This is a genomic window from Microcoleus sp. F4-D5 (assembly GCF_036704885.1).
In the GTDB taxonomy this organism is placed as follows: domain Bacteria; phylum Cyanobacteriota; class Cyanobacteriia; order Cyanobacteriales; family Microcoleaceae; genus Microcoleus.
The window spans coordinates 62739-83112 of record NZ_JAUBSX010000029.1 but is presented as its reverse complement, the minus strand read 5'-3'; the positions used below and the strand labels follow the sequence as shown (position 1 = coordinate 83112).

Below are 20374 nucleotides of genomic sequence, written 5' to 3'. Positions count from 1 at the left end.
TATCCTCGAATGCAGGAACCTCGCTCTGTCTTGAAAGCTAAACTGCGGGGGTGATTAAGCCTTTTTCAGTGCCATTGGAATAAAGTCCTCACTACCAACCAACTTATTCAGAAATTTATAAACGTATGAAACTCAGCATATTTGCCACTGCTACACTGTTAATTTATACAGGCTTTTTAGCTCCGGCTAAAGCAGAAAATACTCCACAATTGCAGCCAGCGCGAGAACAAATTCTCAATGCTTGCGTGCAGAATCAGGCTGAAACTCTGCCCAATCCTTTTACGGATGTACCTTCCGATCACTGGGCTTACAAAGCTGTTTTGACAATGTATTATTGCGGGGCTTACCGAGAAGCGACGCCACCTGCTTTAATTAAAGAATTACTGGAATCGGGAGATACTACTAGAGAAACTTGGCCTCCCCCATTACCTTTTCCCAATTTCCCATTACAGCGATTCCCCCTGATTAATTAAAGAATTAGTGGAATCGGGATATCTGACGAGAGAAAGTTTGCATTCCCGATTGCCTTTTCCCCATTTCTCATTCCCAAGATTTTAAAACTGAGCCCGAACCGTAAACGAATAATCCCCACCTGGTTCTAATTGATAATCCCACTTTTCCAGGAAACGGTGCAGCGGTTCCTGAATCAATGCCCTACCCTGAGAAGGCTCAAGTATCAGTGTTTTTTCTGCCGTGAAACGCCACTGAAACTGCCATTCAAAATTGCCGGCACTTACTTCACCCTCAATCGTGCCTTTTTGCCAAGATTGGCCAGTAACTCGGACATATGCAGTTGTTTCAGGCAAACGTCTCGAACTCACCTTTTTGTTTCCGCGCTTGTTTCTGCAATTGTGCGACTATTGTAAAGGCTCATGGCTTTTTCTACTCCTTGGTGCAGACTTAGTTCCACAGCTTCTACAACCAGTTTAAGCACTTTCTCTACTAACTGACTTTCCTCTGAGGAAAATTTTCCTAACACGAAGGAAATCGTATCTTTCTCATTTTTAGCCGCATCGTTTTGAGGTTTGCCGATGCCAATCCGCAAGCGGGGAAATTTGTCTGTGCCCAGATGAGAAATTGTCGATTTCATCCCGTTGTGCCCGCCTGCAGAACCGGCAAGACGCATTCTCAATTTCCCGATCGGCAAATCCATATCGTCGTATACTATTAATACCGACTCCGCAGGTATTTTGTACCAATCCGCCGCCGCCCGAATCGCTTGGCCGGACAGATTCATGTAAGTTAGAGGTTTCAGCAGGCGGATTTTCTGTCCCCGCGGCCGGTTTCCCTCGCCAAATATGCCTTGAAATTTGCGATTTTCCGACAGCGAAATCTGCCAAGATTTAGCCAAGGCATCGACAGCATTAAAGCCTATGTTGTGTCGGGTGCGATCGTATTTAGGTTCGGGATTTCCCAACCCAACTATTAGCTGGGGAATCACTAACTCCGCTGGTGTTTCCGACTTCTGAGTGTTGTTCATTTAACTGTCTGTGCTATCTTCCTTGGGCTTAGCCGCCGCGAGTTTTTCAGTTTCCGGTTTGCTGCTAGTTGCTACTGCTTCTTCTAACTGCTTGGCTTCCCGCGTGAACTCCGACTCAAAATCCCGCGAAGCATCTTGAAATCCCCGAATTGCCTTCCCCATACTCCGGCCGATTTCGGGTAATTTTTTCGGGCCGAATACCAATAGTGCGATCGTAAAAATAACGGCCATTTCCGGCAAACCAATGCCAAAAATATTCATGGTTTTTCTCCTGCAATTTCTTTAGTTACTTCTTGTTTATTTATGCCAAAAGTAATCGGAAAGGGTAAGGAAAAAAGGGGAAACTTAGCTTTTACCCTTTCTCCTCAACCCTCAGCTTTTACTTTTAGCCTTACTGTTTTGCGCTCAATTTTTAGCGGCCGAGACTCGACCAATCCATATCCACACTCTCCAGAATCAGAGAAGAGTTGTAGATTTGCAAAATAATCAACAAGAACACGAAAAACAGTCCCATGAACACGCTCATCAACAGCGTGGTTCCCCAGCCGGGGGCTACCTTGCCGTATTCCGAGTTAAGGGGTTTGAGTATATCTCCTAACCAAGTCCGTTGTGCCATAAGTCACCTGCAATGAATCTCTACAGAGAAGTTTGACATATTTTCACCGCTAATTGCGATCGCAATTTCTCAGAAATGCGGCATGGGGGACTGGGAGAAGGGGGAGTGGGGGTTGGCTGCCATACCGTACTGCGCCTGAAATCACTAGACTTTCATACGGATTGTTATTTTTTGTAATATTATGGAGGGGAGCACTCAATAATCGATCAAAAATATGGAACCCGCAGCAGTTCTAGGCATTTCACTGGGCGTGTGTCTGGTGGCAATCACCGGATTCTCGATCTACACCGCTTTCGGTCCCCCTTCTAAGGCATTGAGAGATCCTTTTGAAGAACACGAAGACTAAAGAAGAAGGAAGTTCGGCAACGAGTAATGTACGGGATGTAACGGAGGTCAGCAAGAAGGAAGGTTTTCTCCCTCTCCCCATCCCCTCTCTGTCTCTCCCCATCCCCCTCTCTCTCTCGGGCTCGGAGATATTTTTATAGTCGGAAAGAAGTGATGCTGTGGAGCGATCGCCTGTCGCCTACTCGTCAAATGGTATATTTTTCAGAAATACAGTAAATCTCTATTCCATTTAAGCTAAAAATTATTAGGTGTCAGGCTAAAGCATCATGGGGAACACATTTGGGCATTTATTTCGGATCTCGACATTTGGGGAATCTCACGGCGGCGGTGTCGGAGTAGTAATTGACGGTTGCCCTCCCCTGGTGTCGATCGACGCATCGTTAATTCAAGCCGAACTCGATCGCCGCCGCCCCGGCCAAAGCAAAATTACCACGCCCCGCAAAGAAGCAGATACCTGCGAAATTCTGTCGGGGGTGTTTGAAGGCAAAACTTTGGGAACGCCGATCGCAATTTTAGTCCGCAATCAAGACACTCGCCCCCAAGATTACGGCGAAATGGCGACAACCTACCGCCCTTCCCACGCTGATGCTACCTACGATGCCAAGTACGGAATTCGTAACTGGCAAGGCGGAGGTCGCAGTTCGGCGAGAGAGACAATTGGTAGAGTAGCAGCAGGCGCGATCGCTAAAAAAATTCTCTCTCAAGCAGCCGGAGTCGAAATAGTCGGCTACGTCAAACGCATCAAAGACTTAGAATGTGTCGCCGACCCTGACACTGTTACCTTAGAACAAATAGAAAGCAATATCGTCCGCTGTCCAGATGCTGAATGCGCCGAAAGAATGATTGAACTGATCGAAAAAATTCGCGATAGCGGAGATTCGATCGGCGGTGTAGTCGAATGTGTCGCCCGCAACGTACCCAAAGGTTTGGGAATGCCCGTATTCGACAAACTCGAAGCCGACTTGGCCAAAGCCATCATGTCCTTGCCCGCCAGCAAAGGCTTTGAAATTGGTTCGGGCTTTGCGGGAACTCTGCTCAAGGGCAGCGAACATAATGATGAATACTATACTGATGATAAGGGTGTAATTCGTACAGTGACGAATCGCTCTGGCGGAATTCAGGGTGGGATTGCTAACGGCGAAAATATCATTTTGCGGGCGGCCTTCAAGCCAACGGCGACAATTCGCCAGCAGCAGCGCACCGTTACCCGAGAGGGCGAAGAAACCCTGCTGGCTGCCAAAGGACGGCATGACCCTTGCGTTTTGCCAAGAGCTGTGCCAATGGTCGAAGCAATGGTAGCTTTAGTGTTATGCGACCATCTGCTGCGCCATCACGGACAATGTGGAACCTTAAAGCCTGAATTTTAAAATGGAAATCAGCTTGTCCTCTGTAGCGGCAACTCCCGTTGATTGCCCTCAACCCTCCGAATCAATAAAAGGTATAGATGATTTTGTAGTACAGTTCTGGGGCGTGCGGGGCAGTGTTCCGACACCAGGACAGGAAACTGTTCGCTACGGCGGCAATACTTCTTGTTTGGAAATGAGAGTCGCTGGCAAACGCTTGATTTTTGACGGCGGAACAGGCTTGCGGATGCTGGGAGACCAGTTGGTGCAAGAAATGCCCGTGCAAGCTTATATGTTTTTTACTCACTATCACTGGGATCACATTCAAGGTTTCCCGCTGTTCGCCCCAGCTTTCATCCGCGGCAATAGGTTTGATATTTACGGGGCGACTCCGCCGGATGGAGATTGCATGAAAAGGCACTTCGTAGAACGGGTGCTCCACTCGAATTCGCCGGTGCCGCTGATGGGTTTGCAGGCAGATTTGAATTTTTACGAACTCAATCACAACCAGACGATGATGCTGGACGATATTGAGATTAGGACGGGTTCTCTGAATCACCCGAATACTGCTATGGGATATCGGGTGACTTGGCAGGGACGATCTGTTGTTTATTGTTCGGATACTGAACATTTTCCCGATCGGCTAGATGAGAATGTTTACAATTTAGCCCTCGACGCTGATGTGCTGATTTACGATGCGATGTATACAGACGAGGAATATCACAACCCCAAGTCTCCGAAGGTGGGTTGGGGACACTCGACTTGGCAGGAAGCGGTGAGAATGGCTAAGGAGGCCCGGGTGAAACGAGTGGTAATCTTTCACCACGATCCGGCTCACACAGACGATTTTCTCGATCGCATCGCCGAAGATGTGCAAATCGCTTTTCCCAAGGCTGTCATGGCCCGCGAGGGTCTTGTTTTGCCGATCGGCTTGTGAACATTCGCCTCTGACGGTCGATCGAACCATCAACCGATCGCACCCTAATTGTTATGTGAATATGTGGCTCTGGTCTCGCGCCCAAAGCCACATTTTTTTATAATATGCAGCAAACTCTTAACTGCATGGTATAATTTTTGCTTGTTAAGTTTTTAGGCAAAGTATTTAAGGGTTTTTTTATTGTTCAACCGCGTCCGCCAGACGCCAAGACGTAAGATAATTGGAGGATTCCCAAGGGTGAAAAGGAGACAGTTTTGAATGTCAACAAACACGGCGAGGCGAGGAAATCGCACGCCTGAGTGCTAGTCTGATGCCAGTAGACTTCCAGAAGCCTTGTTACAGATTAATTATTAAGGACAAAAACTGAAGTTATAGCTCTGATCGAGTAAAGCTCGATCGGTTTTTTCGGATCGTGAAGATTGACAACTGTCAAAAGCTAATAGCTTTTAGGTACAAACTGAAAAAACTTTCAGCAGTCAATTTAACTAACCAGAAAGAAACGATCGCTCTTGGGTTTGGCAGTAGCTGCGGCAAGCGAATGTTATGACTTGACTATCAAAATGGGAAATTTACGTTTTAGATCTTCAGCACATCAATACAGATGGATTGCCTTAGGCAGTTTTGCTGTAATTATGGGTATTTCAGGTGCCCTGGCCTACCGCCTCGCCCCGCCCCCCGGATTCATGGCTCAAGGCACTCTCACCTCTAATAATCCGCCAGTCAAATTTTCGAGCACGGGCACGACCATTCTCAAGCAGGGAGAGCAACTGACCCCTGAGGTTCTGCTTGCAGATAATGTTGTCAAAGCAGTGGCCGATGCAGTTAAGCTGTCCCCTTCTCAAGTTCGACAAAATGCTAGTGTCAAGATTTCTAAGCCGGAACAACCCCTAGAGATTGTTGTTGGGTATCGCTCGCTCGATCGGGACCAAGCAATTCAAACGGCAGATATGTTGATGAAGGGCATGGTTGAAAAAAGCCGCCTGATTAACAGATATCGGTGGCAATCAGTCAATCAGTCGCTCAACCAACGCTTGGCACAAGTCACTCAAGACCTGAAACAAGCTCAGCAAAAACTAGACCAATACGAAAGAGAGCGCGCTCGCCTGTTGCAGCAAATGAAGCTTCAGCAAGACGTTTATAACAAAACTCAGCTTGCAATGGCGGATACGCAAGCGTCGGAAAAGGAAATGGTCAGCAGTTTGGCCGCCGCTACAGTGCCGCAAATTGTGGCGACGCCCACGAGCGATCCGACTGTGCCTCTGATTTTGGGAATTGGCTTGCTGTTGGCGATTTTGGTCAGCCGGGGTTTGATTCCTTCGGTGGCCGATTGGAGGTACAAAGCAGCTTTTCAGCGAGAAGAGAGCGAAAGGCTCCAAAGTGCTTTGTACCGACTGATCAAAGAAGGCCGCGGCGAAATCACTCTGGTGCGGTTTGCGATGGAAACGCGGCTGTCGCCGGATGTGGCTCAGCGTTTTTTGAACCAACAAGCTGAAGTCTTTAATGCCAATTGCGAAATTAAAGACGACGGCAGCATCTTGTATCACTTCCACATTTAAAGGGCTGCGGGCGATCGCACTCCACAGAAGACTTTAGCCGATCGGGGCATCACTGCTCGATCGGCTTGCCTTTTTGCTAATAAGACTTATCTCAAGTCCGGTTAGACCATCCCCTCTCGGTCGGCGCGGGTTTGCTGGCTCTGCAACTTATACTGGAGATTTTGGTGAACCCGCCGACGCGAGCTTCATTGCGGTGATTTTACCGGGCATGAGATTACGCTCAGAAACCATGTTGATGAGCTTGTAGGGTGCGTCAGGGTGCAAAATTGCTCGATAGACAAAGGTGTTGACGACCCCAGACCGCCCGAAGATTCTGCCAGTTGCGTCCAAGACTGTCCAAACAAGATTTTATTTTTGTGTTGCCCTCGCTTAAATACATGTATAATTATAAAAAATCAGTAAATTTACGGTTGTTTTTTACCTGCCTTACCCGATCGAGCGCTAACTTGTGGTTAAATATCTCTTAGGATGTGTGTAACCTCCGTATAAATGCTTTAGTCTTGATCCATAACTTGTTGAGGGAAGTTATGTAGTTTCACACGAGAAACTTCAGGAGGCAAGAGCCTGAAATCAAACTCCCCTACAGAAAGCCTGCGTTTCCATTTTGAACTTTTGTAATCACCTAGAGGCAAGACCATGACGTTTGGAATAATTTGTTCTTCTTTCGTAGCTTACTTTGTGCTAATGTCGATCGCTAATTACGGCGACACAGGAATGTAGACCTGTTAAGGCACTTATGCACCGAGACATAAGGCAGCAGCAAAAAAAAGCAGTTTGACAACTTAGATTAACTAACTCTCAGCCCGGGCTGTGTCTGTCGCGGCCGCTCTGGCAGGAAAATTAATGGATGAAGGAGTCGTTAAGTACCGCTGTGACTGGGAAGAGGCAGACCCTGTAGCTGCCGGGAACATAGCAGATTTGATGGACTGGCGCGATCGGCTCCACTCTTGGGGATTAATTGGCGTCTACGAAAATGGCATCGGGTTTGGGAACGTCAGCGTCAGGCTCGGCAATTCCTGCCAATTCGTGATTTCGGGAACCCAGACCGCACACTTGAGATGTTTAGGCCCAGAATCCTACTGTACTGTTACAGAATTTAACTTAGAACAAAATCTCCTCGGTTGCCGGGGCCCCGTAAAAGCTTCGTCGGAGTCCCTGACTCACGCTGCTCTGTACCTTCACAGAGACGATGTGGGCGGAATAATTCACGTCCACAACCCTAAACTATGGCAGCAACTGCTGTTTAAGATTCCTACTACTAGAAAAGAAATACCTTACGGCACTCCCCAGATGGCCTTAGAAATGTTTAGACTTTTTGAGGAGGAGAATTTGGCAGAGCGCAAAATTCTGGCGATGGCAGGTCACGAGGACGGAATTATCTGTTTTGGCAGCACCTTGGACGAAGCTGGCAAAGTGCTTTCGGCTGCGATGGTTAAACCTGAGCTCTTGCATTAATCTCCAAAAAGCTGAGAAATCTGGTTGATTGACAAAAAATCTAGGATTTTAGGTGGGTCTGCGGCAAGAAACTAAAGTGATGGCGTGGGTGCCTGATGTGAGTTAAACTGAGCTTTACCGTTGATATTTAGCCGATCGAGCGATCGATCTAGCCTCACGGGTTCCCAACTTTTAAAGTGCCTCTTGCCTCTGCGGTAAGGGAAAGATATTTTAAAGAGAAACAAACTATATAGCAAAAGCTGAGAGTCATCGTGAATCAAACTAAACTTGTAAGCTCAAAAGAACTGCAATCAGAGGTATCTCGTCTCACCGAAGAGCTGCAAATGCGCGACCAATTGGTGCAGCAGTTGTCTCAAGAACTTTTCAGGCTGGTGAAGGGAAATTCGAGTTTTGTGCCGGCACCGGAAGTTTCAGATCGCCACCAAGCTCAAATGCAGGCGATGCGGGAACAACTGCAAGCTGTTGAAGAACAGGTGGGTTTTTATCAAGAACAAATTGCAGAGCGGGATGCTGAGGTTTACCAACTGCGGCAGTCAGTGCAGGAATTGACGGATCGCTCTCGGATGCTGGAACAGGTGGTTCAGGAATTGCCTGGGGTTTACCGCCAGAAGTTTGCCGAGCGGATCGAGCCGATTAAGGAAAAGTTGGATCAACTGCAAAAGGAAAATCGCCAGTTGCACACAGAGTTGCAAAGCGTAACTTACCGTCTCGCTGTGCGGAGCCGTAAGGCTAAGGGTCTGGATCTGCCGAGCGTCGATGAAACGGACGATCGCGGCATTCAAATGCCGAGCTTTGGCAATGTCTAAGGTTTTGATTGTGGCGGGTGGCGAGAAAGGCCCGGCCGCAATTCTCAAGGCGGCGATCGCTCAATCTCATCCTTTAACTGAAGTCGATATCTGTGGGGTTTCTGAACTCAATTCTGGTGTGCTCGCTCCGGGTGGGGCGATAGTTTGTCCTTTGACGCTGGATGTGCCGTCCCATCTGGTTTTTCCGGGTCGGGACTTGTATCGATTTTGCCGCAATGTTTCGGCGGCGCGCGATCGAGTGTCCCAGGAGTTGCAAGTACCCGTGGGCGAGGGCAATTTTTGGCTGCCTGTGGTGTTGACGGCAAAGGGGCCACTGTATGCTGAGGCGATCGGTGGGGAACCTGACAAGCAGTCTGGCGAGTGGAGTTACTCTCAACCGGTGCATTTGTCGGATGTTTGGCGGCAGCAGTTGTACGAGTTGGCTTACCGCTTGCTGAATCTTTTAAATGCGCCGCCGGCGACTTATTTGATGCAGTTCGGGTTTGTAGGGGAAAGGATTTGTTTCGATCGACTTTGGCCTTTTCCGGCTGCACCTGCGATCGCTTCAGTCGGCGTTCAAGTGCCGGATTTATTTGTTTGTCATTGGTATTGCTTGACAAATAAACCTATTTATGATATAGAAACTAGCTCTGCGGTTGCTTGAAGCCTCTTGGAAACTTGAGATTTAAACTCGGGCTCTCATTTGAATCAAGCAACTAAAGCCGGAGTTTCAGTGGAGATAACTTGCTCGAAACTGTCGAAGATTTCAAAGAGTTGGTCGAGTTGAGTAATTTCAAAAATTAGCTTGACTGTGGCTGAGAGGTTGCAGATGACGAGGCGGCATCCCCGGTGGCGGGCAGCGTTGAGTCCGCCGACTAAGGCACACAGCCCGGAACTGTCGATGAAATCTACGGCTGCCATGTCTATTACCCAGAGTTTGTGGCGCTCGGGTACAATCTCGGCTAGCTGTTGCTGGAGGATGCTGCCTGCTTGGGAGTCGAGGCAGTTGTGAGGTTGAAGGACGATGTGTTCGTTGAAGTTGGCAAATTCCATAGCAGTTATCCTACGATCGTAAAGTATGAATAAGTGAGTTGATTTGCTGACTCTGTTGAAAGACTCAGGGGATTTCAGCTAAGGTTTTAGAATGCGCGCTCTGGCTGGGGAATCGGTGGCGATCGCCGTGGTGATAAATTTAGTAGCAAAACTGGCTAGCGATCGCGCGGAACGCAACCGCAACAATTCTGTATTAATCTAGTATGCCTAGAACGCTAATTTTTAGGTGGATTAGCGATCGCGACAAGAGTGTGTTCCTCATCACAGCGAAAGATTGCACTATTGGCTGAATCGAGCCAATATATAGATGTATTGAGCTTTGCAAAAGTTTACGAAGGCAGTATCGAATGTCTTTTGAGTTTTTATCGTTAGAGACTATTCAGCAGTTTGCGCGCGATTACGGCTACTGGGCAGTATTTCTGGGAATTTTGCTGGAAAATCTGGGGGTTCCCCTTCCAGGCGAGACAATTACGATTGCTGGCGGGTTTTTAGCTGGCAGCGGGGAACTGAATTACTGGTTTGTGCTCGGCAGTGCGATCGCTGGTGCGACTGTGGGCGGAAACCTTGGTTATGCGATCGGCAGGTACGGCGGCTGGCCGCTGCTGCTGAAGCTGGGACAATTTTTCCGCTTTCGAGAAGAACAACTGTTTGACTTAAAAGAACAGTTTAGCAAAAATGCAGCTAAAGCCGTATTTTTGGGCCGTTTCATCGCACTGCTGCGAATTTTTGCCAGCCCCCTAGCGGGTATTGCAGAAATGCCTTTTTGGAAATTTTCGCTGTTCAACATTCTGGGTGCTGCCAGTTGGGCATCTGTAATGGTAAGTTTATCCTATTTCTTGGGACAAGTTGTGTCTTTAGAGAAATTGGTAGCTTGGGCTGCTCAATTTGCGGTATTGGCTTTGCTGTTAGCAGTTGCTTGGATTGCAATTCCTATTTGGTTGGAGGCGCGGAGTTTGGACAAGACTAAGTAAGATTAGTGGTTAGACTTTTTGCAAGAGTTCTGGATTTTCTGTTTTTAACCGCAGATGAAGGCAAATGAAGGCAGATATTATCTATTTTTGCAAAAAGTCTAATGATTGGCGATCGCCTATTAATAAGTCAGGACTTCTGTATCAAACTCATCAAATTTGTAGCGATAACTTTGACCGTATAAATAATCAAGTTGTTAGTTAGGTTCTATCCTGAACAGGAAAAATATTAGTCAATAAAGACTAAATTCCTTACTTCCAAGCAGTTTTATTAGTAACTAACATAACATCATAATATAAAGTGGAAGTCTTATCTCCAACAACTGAGGCGTTTCATATATGATAAAGCTTTCCCTTGCTTTTCTGGCTCGTACTTAAGTTGTTTCTCGAATCTTGCTAAAAGTAATTGTTGCTCCCGCCGATCTTTGATTTCAGCAAATAATTGCTGCGCTTGTGCAGCCACAATAACTTAATATTCTACAGGCTCCATTTTCAGTGGAGTCAAAGTTTTAAATCTGCTTTTAACTGTTGCAAGTGTATAGTTTCTCCCCTCTAGGCTTGTTGAATGCCCGATCGCAAATTAGCCATAAATTCGCGATCGGAGAGAATTCTATGGTTTCTAATAGAGATTCAAATTGTTTAAAACTGAGCGCAACGATCGCCGGTTTCCCATCCTTAGTAAGGATAGCTGGCTCTGCTGCTAAATCATCGGGCCACTTTGGCAGTTGTTGTTGCGCTTCTGTTATTGTCAAATATTTTGGCATATTTGCAATTCAGTTTTTACGACTATTGTAAATTATCACCATTTCTATTATACCACGCTCACTCTGTTTTCAAGCTAGCAATTTCTTGAGCAAACCACCTAGCTGCACTGCCAATTGTCAATTAGCTAGCTGCACAGTCCGCCGGGGGTTTAAACCCCCGCCTCACAGCTAAAGTCGTCTCAAGACGACTGAAAAACTTAGATCGAATCGGGTTAATTCGAGAACTCATGAATTATTCAGTCCTCTTTTAGAGGACTTTAGCTAAAAGCCCCGTGGGTTTAAACCCCTGGCGGACTTATGCACCCTACTAATTTCTAACCCCTATTCTTCTCCGACCAAATGCGGGTTGGCAGTCCCCAAACGTAGACAAATCCTTCGGCCGCTTTGTGGTCGAATTCATCTTCAGCGCCGTAGGTTGCTAAATCGAAACTGTACAGGGAATTTTCGGATTTGCGGCCGACAATTGTGGCATTTCCTTTGAACAGTTTGAGCCGCACGGTTCCAGTTACTCGCTTTTGCGTGTCCTGAATAAATGCGTCTAAAGCTGTTTTCAAAGGATTGTACCAAAGACCGTTGTAAATCATTTGGCTGTAGGTTTCTTCGATGCCGCGCTTGTATCGCGTGACATCTGCTGTCAGGGTCAAACTTTCTAAGTCTCGGTGCGCGTGCATTAACACTAAAATCGCTGGTGTTTCGTAAATTTCCCGCGATTTAATCCCGACTAAGCGGTTTTCAATCATGTCGATGCGCCCGACTCCGTGATTTCCAACTATTTCGTTGAGTTGGGAAATTAAGGCGACTGGTGATAAGTCTTTGCCGTTCAAACTGACAGGATTTCCGCACTCGAAACCGATTTCTATGTATTCGGGTGAGTCGGGAGTTTGCTCGATCGCCTTTGTCATCAAATAGACTTCTTCCGGCGGTTCCGCCCAGGGATCTTCGAGGATTCCGGCTTCTATTGCCATTCCCAACAAGTTGCGATCGATGCTGTAAGGAGAAGATTTTTTCACGGGCGACGGAATGCCGAATTTCTCGCCGTATGCGATCGTTTCTTCGCGGCTCATTTTCCACTCCCGCGCCGGTGCTAAAATTTTAATCTTGGGATTGAGCGCGCCGATCGACACATCGAACCGCACCTGATCGTTTCCTTTACCCGTACACCCGTGGGCGATCCCATCTGCACCGTATTTTTGGGCAGCTTCTACTAACAATTTAGCAATTAGCGGGCGAGCCAGCGCCGTAGAAAGGGGATAGCGATTTTCGTAAAGTGCGTTAGCTTGAATTGCTGGAAACGCATAGTTTTTGACAAAATCCTCGGTAGCGTCGATCACCAGCGATTCCGAAGCACCGGATGCCAAAGCTTTTTTGCGGATCGGTTCTAATTCGTCTCCCTGTCCCAAATCCGCAGCCAGAGTAATTACCTCTTCCACACCCCACTCGTTTTTGAGGTAAGGAATGCAGACGGAGGTATCGACTCCGCCCGAATATGCTAGCACAACTTTTTTAGCGCGACTCATTGCTATTTACATCCTGAATTTAACTGACATCTTGCACTATTGTCACCAAGCTTTTTAGGGCGGGCTCTTCGGCCCACCCACAATAAAATTTAATTTTTGTGGAACGGGCCGGAAAGCCTGTTAAGCGAGAATGGTGTAAGATGCCTGTTTCACAATAAAATGTCATTTTTGTGGAACAGGCATCTTGCCTGTTCTGGAGAATGGTGCAAGATGTGATATTTAACCGACTTTTCATTATGCACCTAATTGAGATCGATTCTTGTCAGAAATAGTACAGATTTATATATTCTTTTTTTGCTAAACTTTGGTATTTTGCGGGGGAGTTGTTGCGAAAAATCTGTTACCGTGGGATACGGTAACTGTGGCGATGGGGAAAAGTCGTGTTTTTTAGTGTTGTGATTCCGACGTACAATCGTAAACCGATTTTGACAAAATGTCTACTGGCTTTGGAAAATCAGCAGTTCGGTGAGATTGTCACAGAGTATGAAGTAATTGTCGTGGACGACGGCTCGACTGACGGGACGCTGGAGTGGTTGGCGGCAGATGCCGACTTTTTGCCTCACGTGCGCGCGATCGCCCAATGTCATCAAGGCCCCGCCGCTGCCAGGAATTTGGGCGTTGAAAATGCTAAGGGCGATACGATTATTTTTATTGACAGCGATTTGGTCGTTACGGAGCATTTTTTGCAAGCACACGCAGATGCTTTGCTACAGGGTTACAAAGATACTAATGCGGTTTTTACTTACGGAAGCGTAATTAATACTTGTAATTTCGATAATCCTACTTCAGAACCTTACAAAATAACGGATTTTTCGGCTGCTTATTTTGCTACGGGAAATGTGGCGATCGCCCGCCACTGGCTGCTCGCTGCTGGACTGTTTGACACTCGCTTTCAACTCTACGGATGGGAAGATTTAGAATTGGGTGTCAGGTTGAAAAATTTAGGTTTGAAACTGATTAAATGTCCGGCTGCAGTCGGCTATCACTGGCATCCACCTTTTAGTTTAGATCAAATTCCGGGCATGATTGACCGAGAAATTCAGCGCGGGAGAATGGGAGTTTTGTTTTATAAAAAACACCCGACTTGGGAAGTGCGGATGATGATTCAAATGACTGTTCTGCACCAAATACTGTGGGGAGTTTTATCTTTGGGCGGGATACTGAACGAGCGGACGATGACACCTTTGTTGCAGTGGTTGATTGACAAAGGCAAGCCGCAGTTAGCTTTAGAAATAGCTCGCATTTTTCTGAATTGGTATAATGTGAAAGCCGTGTACGCCGCTTGCGGTGAATTGCAGGCTGATACAAAAATGCCATAGATCCGCCCGATCGCGCCAACAAAAGATAAGATATTGTACGATCTTGTCAGAGTGAGTTTATTTGCCGTTTAGAGTAAGTATATCTACTGAAAAAACAGAACACCGAGCAACCCGGTAAATGCAGGCCAAACCGGGTTCTAAACACTATAAAAGTTTTACGTTTAATAAAACTTGGCTGCTGAGTCGGTGACTTGAGGAAGATCGGCTGTTTTCTTCATTGGCTGCGACAATTTACTCTGAAAAAAAACAACAACCAATTAAAAATTTCTGATACAGTTAATACACATATAATGGATGCGCTATCTTGGCGATGGGAGGGTTACGCTGCCATAGCTTGAAAGGAGGCTGACTGTCTAATTTATCCTGCCATAGCTGATAAAAGTATCGCATACAGTCGCTCATGGAGCGCCTGGCATCCAAAAACAGGATGCGGATCTGGTTGAAACTTGTGTTGTTCACATCCCGGCAATAAATTAACCTCTACCTAATACTATTGCTGCGACAAGCTAATAGTTATACTACCAACGGTTGGGGTTTTAATGAATTTTGAGGATATTAAAAAATAATACTTTGAGGGGGTATGTTGTGAATGAATCTGACAAAAAACACGCTAAAATACAAACACTGGCATCTGAAAGCGATACCTTAAAACAAAATATTTTAATGGTAGACGACAACCCAGAAAGCTTACGCCTTTTATCTCAGCTTTTGTCTAAGCGGGGATATAAAGTGCGGGCGACACGGGAGGGCAAACAGACTTTCAACTTAGCTTTATCGAGTACACCGGATTTAATTTTGCTGGACATCGTGATGCCCGGTATGGATGGATATCAAGTTTGCGAACAGTTAAAAGCTTGTCCCGAAACTAAAGATATTCCTGTGATTTTTATCAGCTCTTTAAATGAAGTATTTGATAAAGTTAAAGCTTTTTCGCTGGGGGCGGTAGACTACATTACTAAACCGTTTCAAATAGAAGAAGTGGTGGCTCGCGTCGAAAATCAACTGCTGCTCAGTCGGCTTTCTAAGCAAATTATAGCACAAACGGCGCGGCTGGAAACAGAAATAGAAGAACGCAAGCGGATCGAAGCAGAACTCCGAGACAGCCAACGCTGGCTGTCGGCAGTAATTCAAACAAATCCTAATCTTTTGTACGTTTACGATGTGATAGAACAGCGAAATCTCTATTTTAACCGCGAAATATATAGCGAGATCGGCTACACAATTGAAGAAATACAGCAGATGGCAGGAGCATTTATTCCCAATTTAATACACGCTGACGATTTGCCTGCATTCTCAGAACATATCAGCAGAATCGAGACAGCAAAAGACGGTGAAAACTTTGAGTTGGAGTGCAGAATTCAGCACAAAAACGGTGAATATCGCTGGTTTTTGAGCAGGGATACCGTGTTTGCCCGAACAGCGGACGGCAAACCTTGGAAAATTCTGGGAACTGCTACTGAAATTAGCGATCGCAAACAAGCAGAACTCGAACTTAAAACAGCTTTAACTGCTTTGGAGCGACAAATAAAGCAAAGATTTTTACTAGAAACAATTACTCTGGAAATTCGGTACAGCTTAAATCAGGAGCAAGTTTTTCAAACAGCGACTGCTCAAATAGGGAGAATTTTTAATGCTGATTGCTGCTTGATTCACACCTACGCCGAACACCCTACTCCCCATATTTCTTGTGTTGGTCAGTATACAAAATCAGGAGCAGCATCGCTTTTCGATGTAGAAATTCCTGTGAATGGCAATCCTCACGCTCAGTTTGTATTGTCGCAAGATAATGCTGTAGTTTCTGACGATGTTTTTGCCGATCCGCTGCTAAAAGATGTCAGAGATTTGTGCTTCCAAATAGGTTTGAAGTCGATGGTATCCGTTCGCACTTCCTACCAGGGAAAAGCCAACGGCATGATGTGTTTGCACCAGTACGATCGCCCCCGCCACTGGACGGAAGATGAGATCGGATTATTGAAAGCTGTGGCGGCACAAATGGGAATTGCGATCGCTCAAGCCAATCTTCTCGAACAAGATAAGCAGCAGCGACTTAAACTTCAACAGAGCGAAGCTAGTCTAGCAGCAGCCCAGAAAATTGCCCATATCGGCAGTTGGGAATTTGATGTAATCTTGAATAAATTTACCTGGTCATCAGAAGTTTTTCGCCTTTTTAATCTCGATCCAGCTATCCCTGAACCGACATACTTCCAACTTTTGGAAATGTATCATCCCGACGACAGAGAGCTTTTTGACCAAAGTATAAACCTAGCTATCTCACAAGGAATTCCCTACAAAATTGAATTGCGAATTTTGCCTGCCAGCGGTCATATCCGATATGTGGAGATCAGGGGTGAAACTATGTATAGCGAAAGTGGAGAAGTAATCCAACTGTTGGGAACAGTAATGGATATTACTGAACGCAAACAAGCAGAAGCAGCTTTACGAATTAGCGAAGAACGTTTTTATCTGGCATTTGAAGGCTGTGCTATGGGATTGTGGGATTGGAATGTGCAGACGGGAGAAGTATATTTTAGTTCCCGGTGGAAGACGATGTTGGGGTATGAAGTGGAGGAGATAGAAGATAGTTTTCAATCCTGGGAAAGACTGTTGCATCCAGAGGATCTGCCACAGGCTCAAGCAGCGATCGAAGCTCACTTTCAAGGAAAAACTTCTATCTACGAAGTGGAATTTCGGATGCTGACAAAATCCGGCGAGTGGAAGTGGATTTTGAGTCAAGCGAAGGTGATGGAACGCGATGATTCGGGATATCCTCTGCGGATGACGGGCACGCACATCGATATGAGCGATCGCAAAGAATCCGAAGCAGCTTTGCTTCTTAGCGAACAGCGAGAACGAGAAAAAGCGCAACAGTTAGAACAAACTCTGGAATACTTAAAAAATGCTCAAGCCCAGCTCATTCAAGCCGAAAAAATGTCAAGTATCGGGCAAATGGTAGCGGGGGTTGCCCACGAAATTAATAACCCCGTCAACTTTATCTACGGCAATATTATTCCCGCCGCACAGTACGCTCGCGATTTACTAAAATTGATCGAACTCTACCAGCAACACTATCCCGAACCAGTTCAAGAAATTGCCCGAGAATTGGCAGAAGTAGAGGTGGATTTTATCGCTGACGATTTCCCGAAAATCATGGCTTCAATGCAAGAAGGTGCTAACCGAATTAAGGAGATAGTGCTGTCTTTGCGAAACTTTTCGAGACTCGACGAAAAAGAACGCAAAATAATCGACATTCATGAAGGGATAGAGAGCACTTTGGTGATTTTGCAGCACCGATTGCAGTCACAGCCAAAACGTCATGAAATTCAAGTGATTAAAAATTACGGCAAACTGCCAAAAGTCGAGTGTTATCCGGCTCAATTAAACCAGGTATTTATGAATTTGCTGTTGAATGCGATCGACGCTGTGGAAGAGTCATCAGCAAACTGTAGTTGCAAAGTTAACCAGATTCGCATTGTTACTGAAGTCAGCAGCAAAAATCAAATCTGCGTCAGGATTGCTGACAGCGGGCCCGGTATCTGTCCCGAGGTTCAGTCAAGGATGTTTGACCCGTTTTTTACTACTAAACCGATCGGCCGCGGCACGGGTTTGGGATTGTCGATTAGTTACCAAATTGTTAAAGACACCCACGGCGGCAAGCTGGAGTGTCATTCAGAAGTTGGCCGCGGAACAGAATTCGCGATCGAACTACCGATTTCGCAAAAGTTGAAACTTAAAAGTTAGGAGAAACTGTCATATCATGTCCGGTAAATTAACCATAATTATTGTGGGAGCGGGTTCACCAACAATCTACAATATAAGCCAGAGACTAGCGTAAACGCCCCCACACCGCTCTGATTAGGGGCAATTCAACCAACATCATATTAATCGTCTACCAGAACCTATTGTAGGGTACGTCATAATCTGAGATTTTATGCTGTATTTCCTGCCAAGAGTCTGTGATTTAGTTTAAGCTTATCCCAACGGTGATATAATAAAAAATTGCTCTTTTGAACCCCAGACGTTCCCCTGCTAAAATTAGTAGTGGATATTACAGTTGCTATTATACAAACTCTGTCAACATACGTCTGCTGTAGCATCTACCACATTTTAACTGAATTATGACTGACTCAATTCGCTTCCTCATGTGTGCTCCCGACCACTACGATGTGGATTACGTAATTAACCCTTGGATGGAGGGCAACGTACACAAATCATCGCGCGATCGCGCCGTCGAACAGTGGAAAAAACTCTACCACGTCCTCAAAGACAACGCCGTGGTAGACCTCGTACCGCCAGAAAAAGGCTGGCCGGATATGGTTTTCACCGCCAACGCAGGCTTGCTTTTAGGCAATACCTTCGTTCTCAGCCGTTTCTATCACAAAGAACGCCAAGGCGAAGAACCCTATTTCAAAGCATGGTTTGAAAGCAAAGGTTTCACCGTTCACGAACTGCCGAAAGACTTGCCGTTTGAGGGTGCAGGCGATGCTTTGCTCGATCGCGAAGGCCGCTGGTTGTGGGCGGGATACGGCTTTCGTTCCGAGCTCGACTCGCACCCGTTACTAGCAAAATGGCTCAATATAGAAGTGCTGTCGCTGCGTTTAGTTGACGAACGTTTCTATCATCTAGACACCTGTTTTTGTCCCCTGACAGGCGGCTATTTGCTCTACTATCCAGCAGCATTTGATTCCTACTCAAACCGCTTAATTGAAATGCGAGTTGCGCCGGAAAAACGGATTGCCATTGAAGAACCAGATGCTGCGAACTTTGCCTGCAATGCCGTCAATATTGACAAAATTGTGGTCATGAATAAGGCCAGCGAAAGCTTAAAAACGCGCCTCGCTAATGCAGGGTTTAAAGTAATTGAAACTCCCTTGAGCGAATTTCTGAAAGCTGGCGGTGCTGCTAAGTGCTTGACCCTGCGGGTCACAGAACCGGTCCAAGAAGATCGATCGGCAAACGTGATGGTAGAAAGCCGCACAATTCGCATGGAAGGTCACTTGCTCGATGCCGGTTTAATCAGCCGCGCTTTAGACTTAATTATCGAAAACGGCGGCAGTTTCCAAGTGCTCAACTTCAATTTAGGAGAGCAGCGGCAAAGCACATCATCTGCAGACGTTAAAGTTTCGGCTCCTTCCCACGATGTGATGGAAGAAATCATGGGACTGCTGATTGATTTGGGTGCAGTGCCCCCGCCGCAAGAGATTTGCGATGCTATTTTAGAGCCTGTGGTGCAAGATGGCGTTGCCCCGGACGACTTTTACGTGAGTACGATTTATCCCACGGAAGTGCGGGTAAACGGTCATTGGGTGAAAGCGCAAAATCAGCGGATGGACGGTGCTGTTGCTATTACTGAAACTGCTGATGGCCCAGTGGCTAAATGCAAATTATTGCGCGATTTAAAAGTAGGAGAAAAAGTAGTTGTTGATGTGGTTGGCATCCGCACCATCCGCAAAACAGAATCGCGGGAACAGCGGAATTCTCAAGAATTCAGCTTTATGTCCGGCAGCGTTTCTAGCGAGCGCCGCGTAGAATTGGTAGTGGAACAAGTAGCTTGGGAATTGCGCCAGATCCGCGATCGGGGTGGTAAAGTTGTAGTTACCGCAGGGCCGGTGGTCATCCATACTGGGGGTGGCGAACATTTAGCGCGATTAATTCGCGAAGGTTACGTACAAGCGTTGTTGGGCGGAAATGCGATCGCAGTTCACGACATGGAACAATCAAGCATGGGAACTTCTTTAGGAGTTGACATGAAACGCGGCGTAGCTGTGCGCGGCGGACACCGCCATCACTTGAAAATAATTAACTGTGTGCGCCGTTACGGGAGTATTGCAAAAGCTGTTGAAGCCGGGCTGGTTACTAACGGTGTCATGTACGAGTGCGTGAAGCATAATATCCCGTTTTCCCTAGCAGGTTCGATCCGCGATGACGGGCCGCTTCCCGACACGCAAATGGATTTAGTTAAGGCTCAAGAAGAATATACTGAGCTGTTACGAGGTGCGGATATGGTGTTAATGCTGTCGTCTATGCTGCACTCAATTGGTGTGGGAAATATGACGCCGGCGGGTGTGAAGATGGTCTGTGTGGACATTAATCCGGCGGTGGTGACTAAATTGAGCGATCGGGGTTCGATCGAGTCTACTGGAGTTGTTACCGATGTGGGATTGTTTCTCAGTTTGTTGGTGAATCAATTGGATAAGTTGACCAGCCGCCATCATGTAACTCAATCTGTTTAGATGTAG

At 46.4% G+C, this 20374-nt stretch carries 19 protein-coding genes; 12 read left to right on the top strand and 7 right to left on the bottom strand.

What is annotated here, in order from left to right; all coding sequences use genetic code 11:
• Positions 1-125: 125 nt before the first annotated feature.
• Positions 126-473, top strand: coding sequence for an S-layer protein (locus QUA80_RS15645; RefSeq protein ID WP_333425928.1), 348 nt, complete (start codon positions 126-128; stop codon positions 471-473).
• An 81-nt stretch (positions 474-554) separates the two neighbouring features.
• Here the strand turns inward: QUA80_RS15645 and QUA80_RS15640 are convergent, their stop codons facing one another.
• From QUA80_RS15640 to psbH, 4 genes are all read right to left on the bottom strand, one after another.
• A complete protein-coding gene (locus QUA80_RS15640; RefSeq protein WP_333425927.1) occupies positions 555-821 on the bottom strand; it encodes a DUF3146 family protein in 267 nt (88 codons plus the stop codon).
• Positions 818-1480 (bottom strand): aminoacyl-tRNA hydrolase, encoded by a 663-nt coding sequence (gene pth, locus QUA80_RS15635; protein ID WP_333425925.1) that lies wholly within the window; start codon positions 1478-1480, stop codon positions 818-820. The genes QUA80_RS15640 and pth overlap by 4 nt, the downstream gene beginning before the upstream one ends.
• Entirely contained in the window at positions 1481-1741 is a 261-nt protein-coding gene (locus tag QUA80_RS15630; RefSeq protein ID WP_333096244.1) for a TatA/E family twin arginine-targeting protein translocase, read from the bottom strand.
• 151 nt (positions 1742-1892) lie between these two features.
• Positions 1893-2096 (bottom strand): photosystem II reaction center phosphoprotein PsbH, encoded by a 204-nt coding sequence (gene psbH, locus QUA80_RS15625; RefSeq protein WP_333425923.1) that lies wholly within the window; start codon positions 2094-2096, stop codon positions 1893-1895.
• 214 nt (positions 2097-2310) lie between these two features.
• On the opposite strand from psbH, the gene psbN reads away from it, so the two are divergent.
• The 7 genes from psbN to QUA80_RS15590 all read left to right on the top strand — a co-directional run bounded on the left by psbN (position 2311) and on the right by QUA80_RS15590 (position 9181).
• A complete protein-coding gene (gene psbN / locus QUA80_RS15620; protein ID WP_333238719.1) occupies positions 2311-2442 on the top strand; it encodes a photosystem II reaction center protein PsbN in 132 nt (43 codons plus the stop codon).
• A gap of 265 nt (positions 2443-2707) precedes the next feature.
• Positions 2708-3808, top strand: coding sequence for a chorismate synthase (gene aroC, locus QUA80_RS15615; protein WP_333425922.1), 1101 nt, complete (start codon positions 2708-2710; stop codon positions 3806-3808).
• Position 3809: 1 nt separating this feature from the next.
• The gene (locus tag QUA80_RS15610; RefSeq protein ID WP_333425920.1) at positions 3810-4721 is read left to right on the top strand and encodes an MBL fold metallo-hydrolase; all 912 of its coding nucleotides are present in this window, start codon (positions 3810-3812) and stop codon (positions 4719-4721) included.
• A 632-nt stretch (positions 4722-5353) separates the two neighbouring features.
• The gene (locus tag QUA80_RS15605; protein ID WP_333425918.1) at positions 5354-6277 is read left to right on the top strand and encodes a hypothetical protein; all 924 of its coding nucleotides are present in this window, start codon (positions 5354-5356) and stop codon (positions 6275-6277) included.
• An 843-nt stretch (positions 6278-7120) separates the two neighbouring features.
• The gene (locus tag QUA80_RS15600) at positions 7121-7732 is read left to right on the top strand and encodes a class II aldolase/adducin family protein (protein WP_333425932.1); all 612 of its coding nucleotides are present in this window, start codon (positions 7121-7123) and stop codon (positions 7730-7732) included.
• A 251-nt stretch (positions 7733-7983) separates the two neighbouring features.
• Positions 7984-8538 carry an Npun_F5560 family protein gene (locus tag QUA80_RS15595; RefSeq protein WP_333032327.1) on the top strand — a complete coding sequence of 185 codons (555 nt, stop codon included), beginning with the start codon at positions 7984-7986 and terminating at the stop codon, positions 8536-8538.
• Positions 8531-9181: a hypothetical protein gene (locus QUA80_RS15590; RefSeq protein ID WP_333425916.1), complete on the top strand. Its 651-nt coding sequence runs from the start codon at positions 8531-8533 to the stop codon at positions 9179-9181. Before QUA80_RS15595 ends, QUA80_RS15590 begins: the two co-directional genes overlap by 8 nt.
• Positions 9182-9225: 44 nt before the next feature.
• On the opposite strand, the gene QUA80_RS15585 is transcribed toward QUA80_RS15590, so the two are convergent.
• Positions 9226-9570 (bottom strand): STAS domain-containing protein, encoded by a 345-nt coding sequence (locus QUA80_RS15585; protein WP_333425915.1) that lies wholly within the window; start codon positions 9568-9570, stop codon positions 9226-9228.
• A 347-nt stretch (positions 9571-9917) separates the two neighbouring features.
• Here QUA80_RS15585 and QUA80_RS15580 point away from each other — a divergent pair, with 347 nt between their 5' ends.
• Complete coding sequence (locus tag QUA80_RS15580) at positions 9918-10541, top strand: DedA family protein (protein WP_333425913.1); 624 nt, start codon at positions 9918-9920, stop codon at positions 10539-10541.
• A 518-nt stretch (positions 10542-11059) separates the two neighbouring features.
• Here QUA80_RS15580 and QUA80_RS15575 read toward each other — a convergent pair.
• Both QUA80_RS15575 and QUA80_RS15570 read right to left on the bottom strand, forming a co-directional pair.
• Positions 11060-11302 carry a type II toxin-antitoxin system Phd/YefM family antitoxin gene (locus tag QUA80_RS15575; RefSeq protein WP_333425911.1) on the bottom strand — a complete coding sequence of 81 codons (243 nt, stop codon included), beginning with the start codon at positions 11300-11302 and terminating at the stop codon, positions 11060-11062.
• Positions 11303-11616: 314 nt separating this feature from the next.
• Entirely contained in the window at positions 11617-12819 is a 1203-nt protein-coding gene (locus QUA80_RS15570; protein ID WP_333425909.1) for an argininosuccinate synthase, read from the bottom strand.
• 380 nt (positions 12820-13199) lie between these two features.
• On the opposite strand from QUA80_RS15570, the gene QUA80_RS15565 reads away from it, so the two are divergent.
• From QUA80_RS15565 to argZ, 3 genes are all read left to right on the top strand, one after another.
• Positions 13200-14138, top strand: a complete 939-nt coding sequence (locus QUA80_RS15565; RefSeq protein WP_333425907.1) for a glycosyltransferase — start codon at positions 13200-13202, stop codon at positions 14136-14138.
• A 585-nt stretch (positions 14139-14723) separates the two neighbouring features.
• The gene (locus QUA80_RS15560) at positions 14724-17876 is read left to right on the top strand and encodes a PAS domain-containing protein (RefSeq protein WP_333425905.1); all 3153 of its coding nucleotides are present in this window, start codon (positions 14724-14726) and stop codon (positions 17874-17876) included.
• A 377-nt stretch (positions 17877-18253) separates the two neighbouring features.
• The gene (gene argZ / locus QUA80_RS15555; RefSeq protein WP_333425903.1) at positions 18254-20368 is read left to right on the top strand and encodes a bifunctional arginine dihydrolase/ornithine cyclodeaminase; all 2115 of its coding nucleotides are present in this window, start codon (positions 18254-18256) and stop codon (positions 20366-20368) included.
• The last annotated feature ends 6 nt before the right edge of the window (positions 20369-20374 follow it).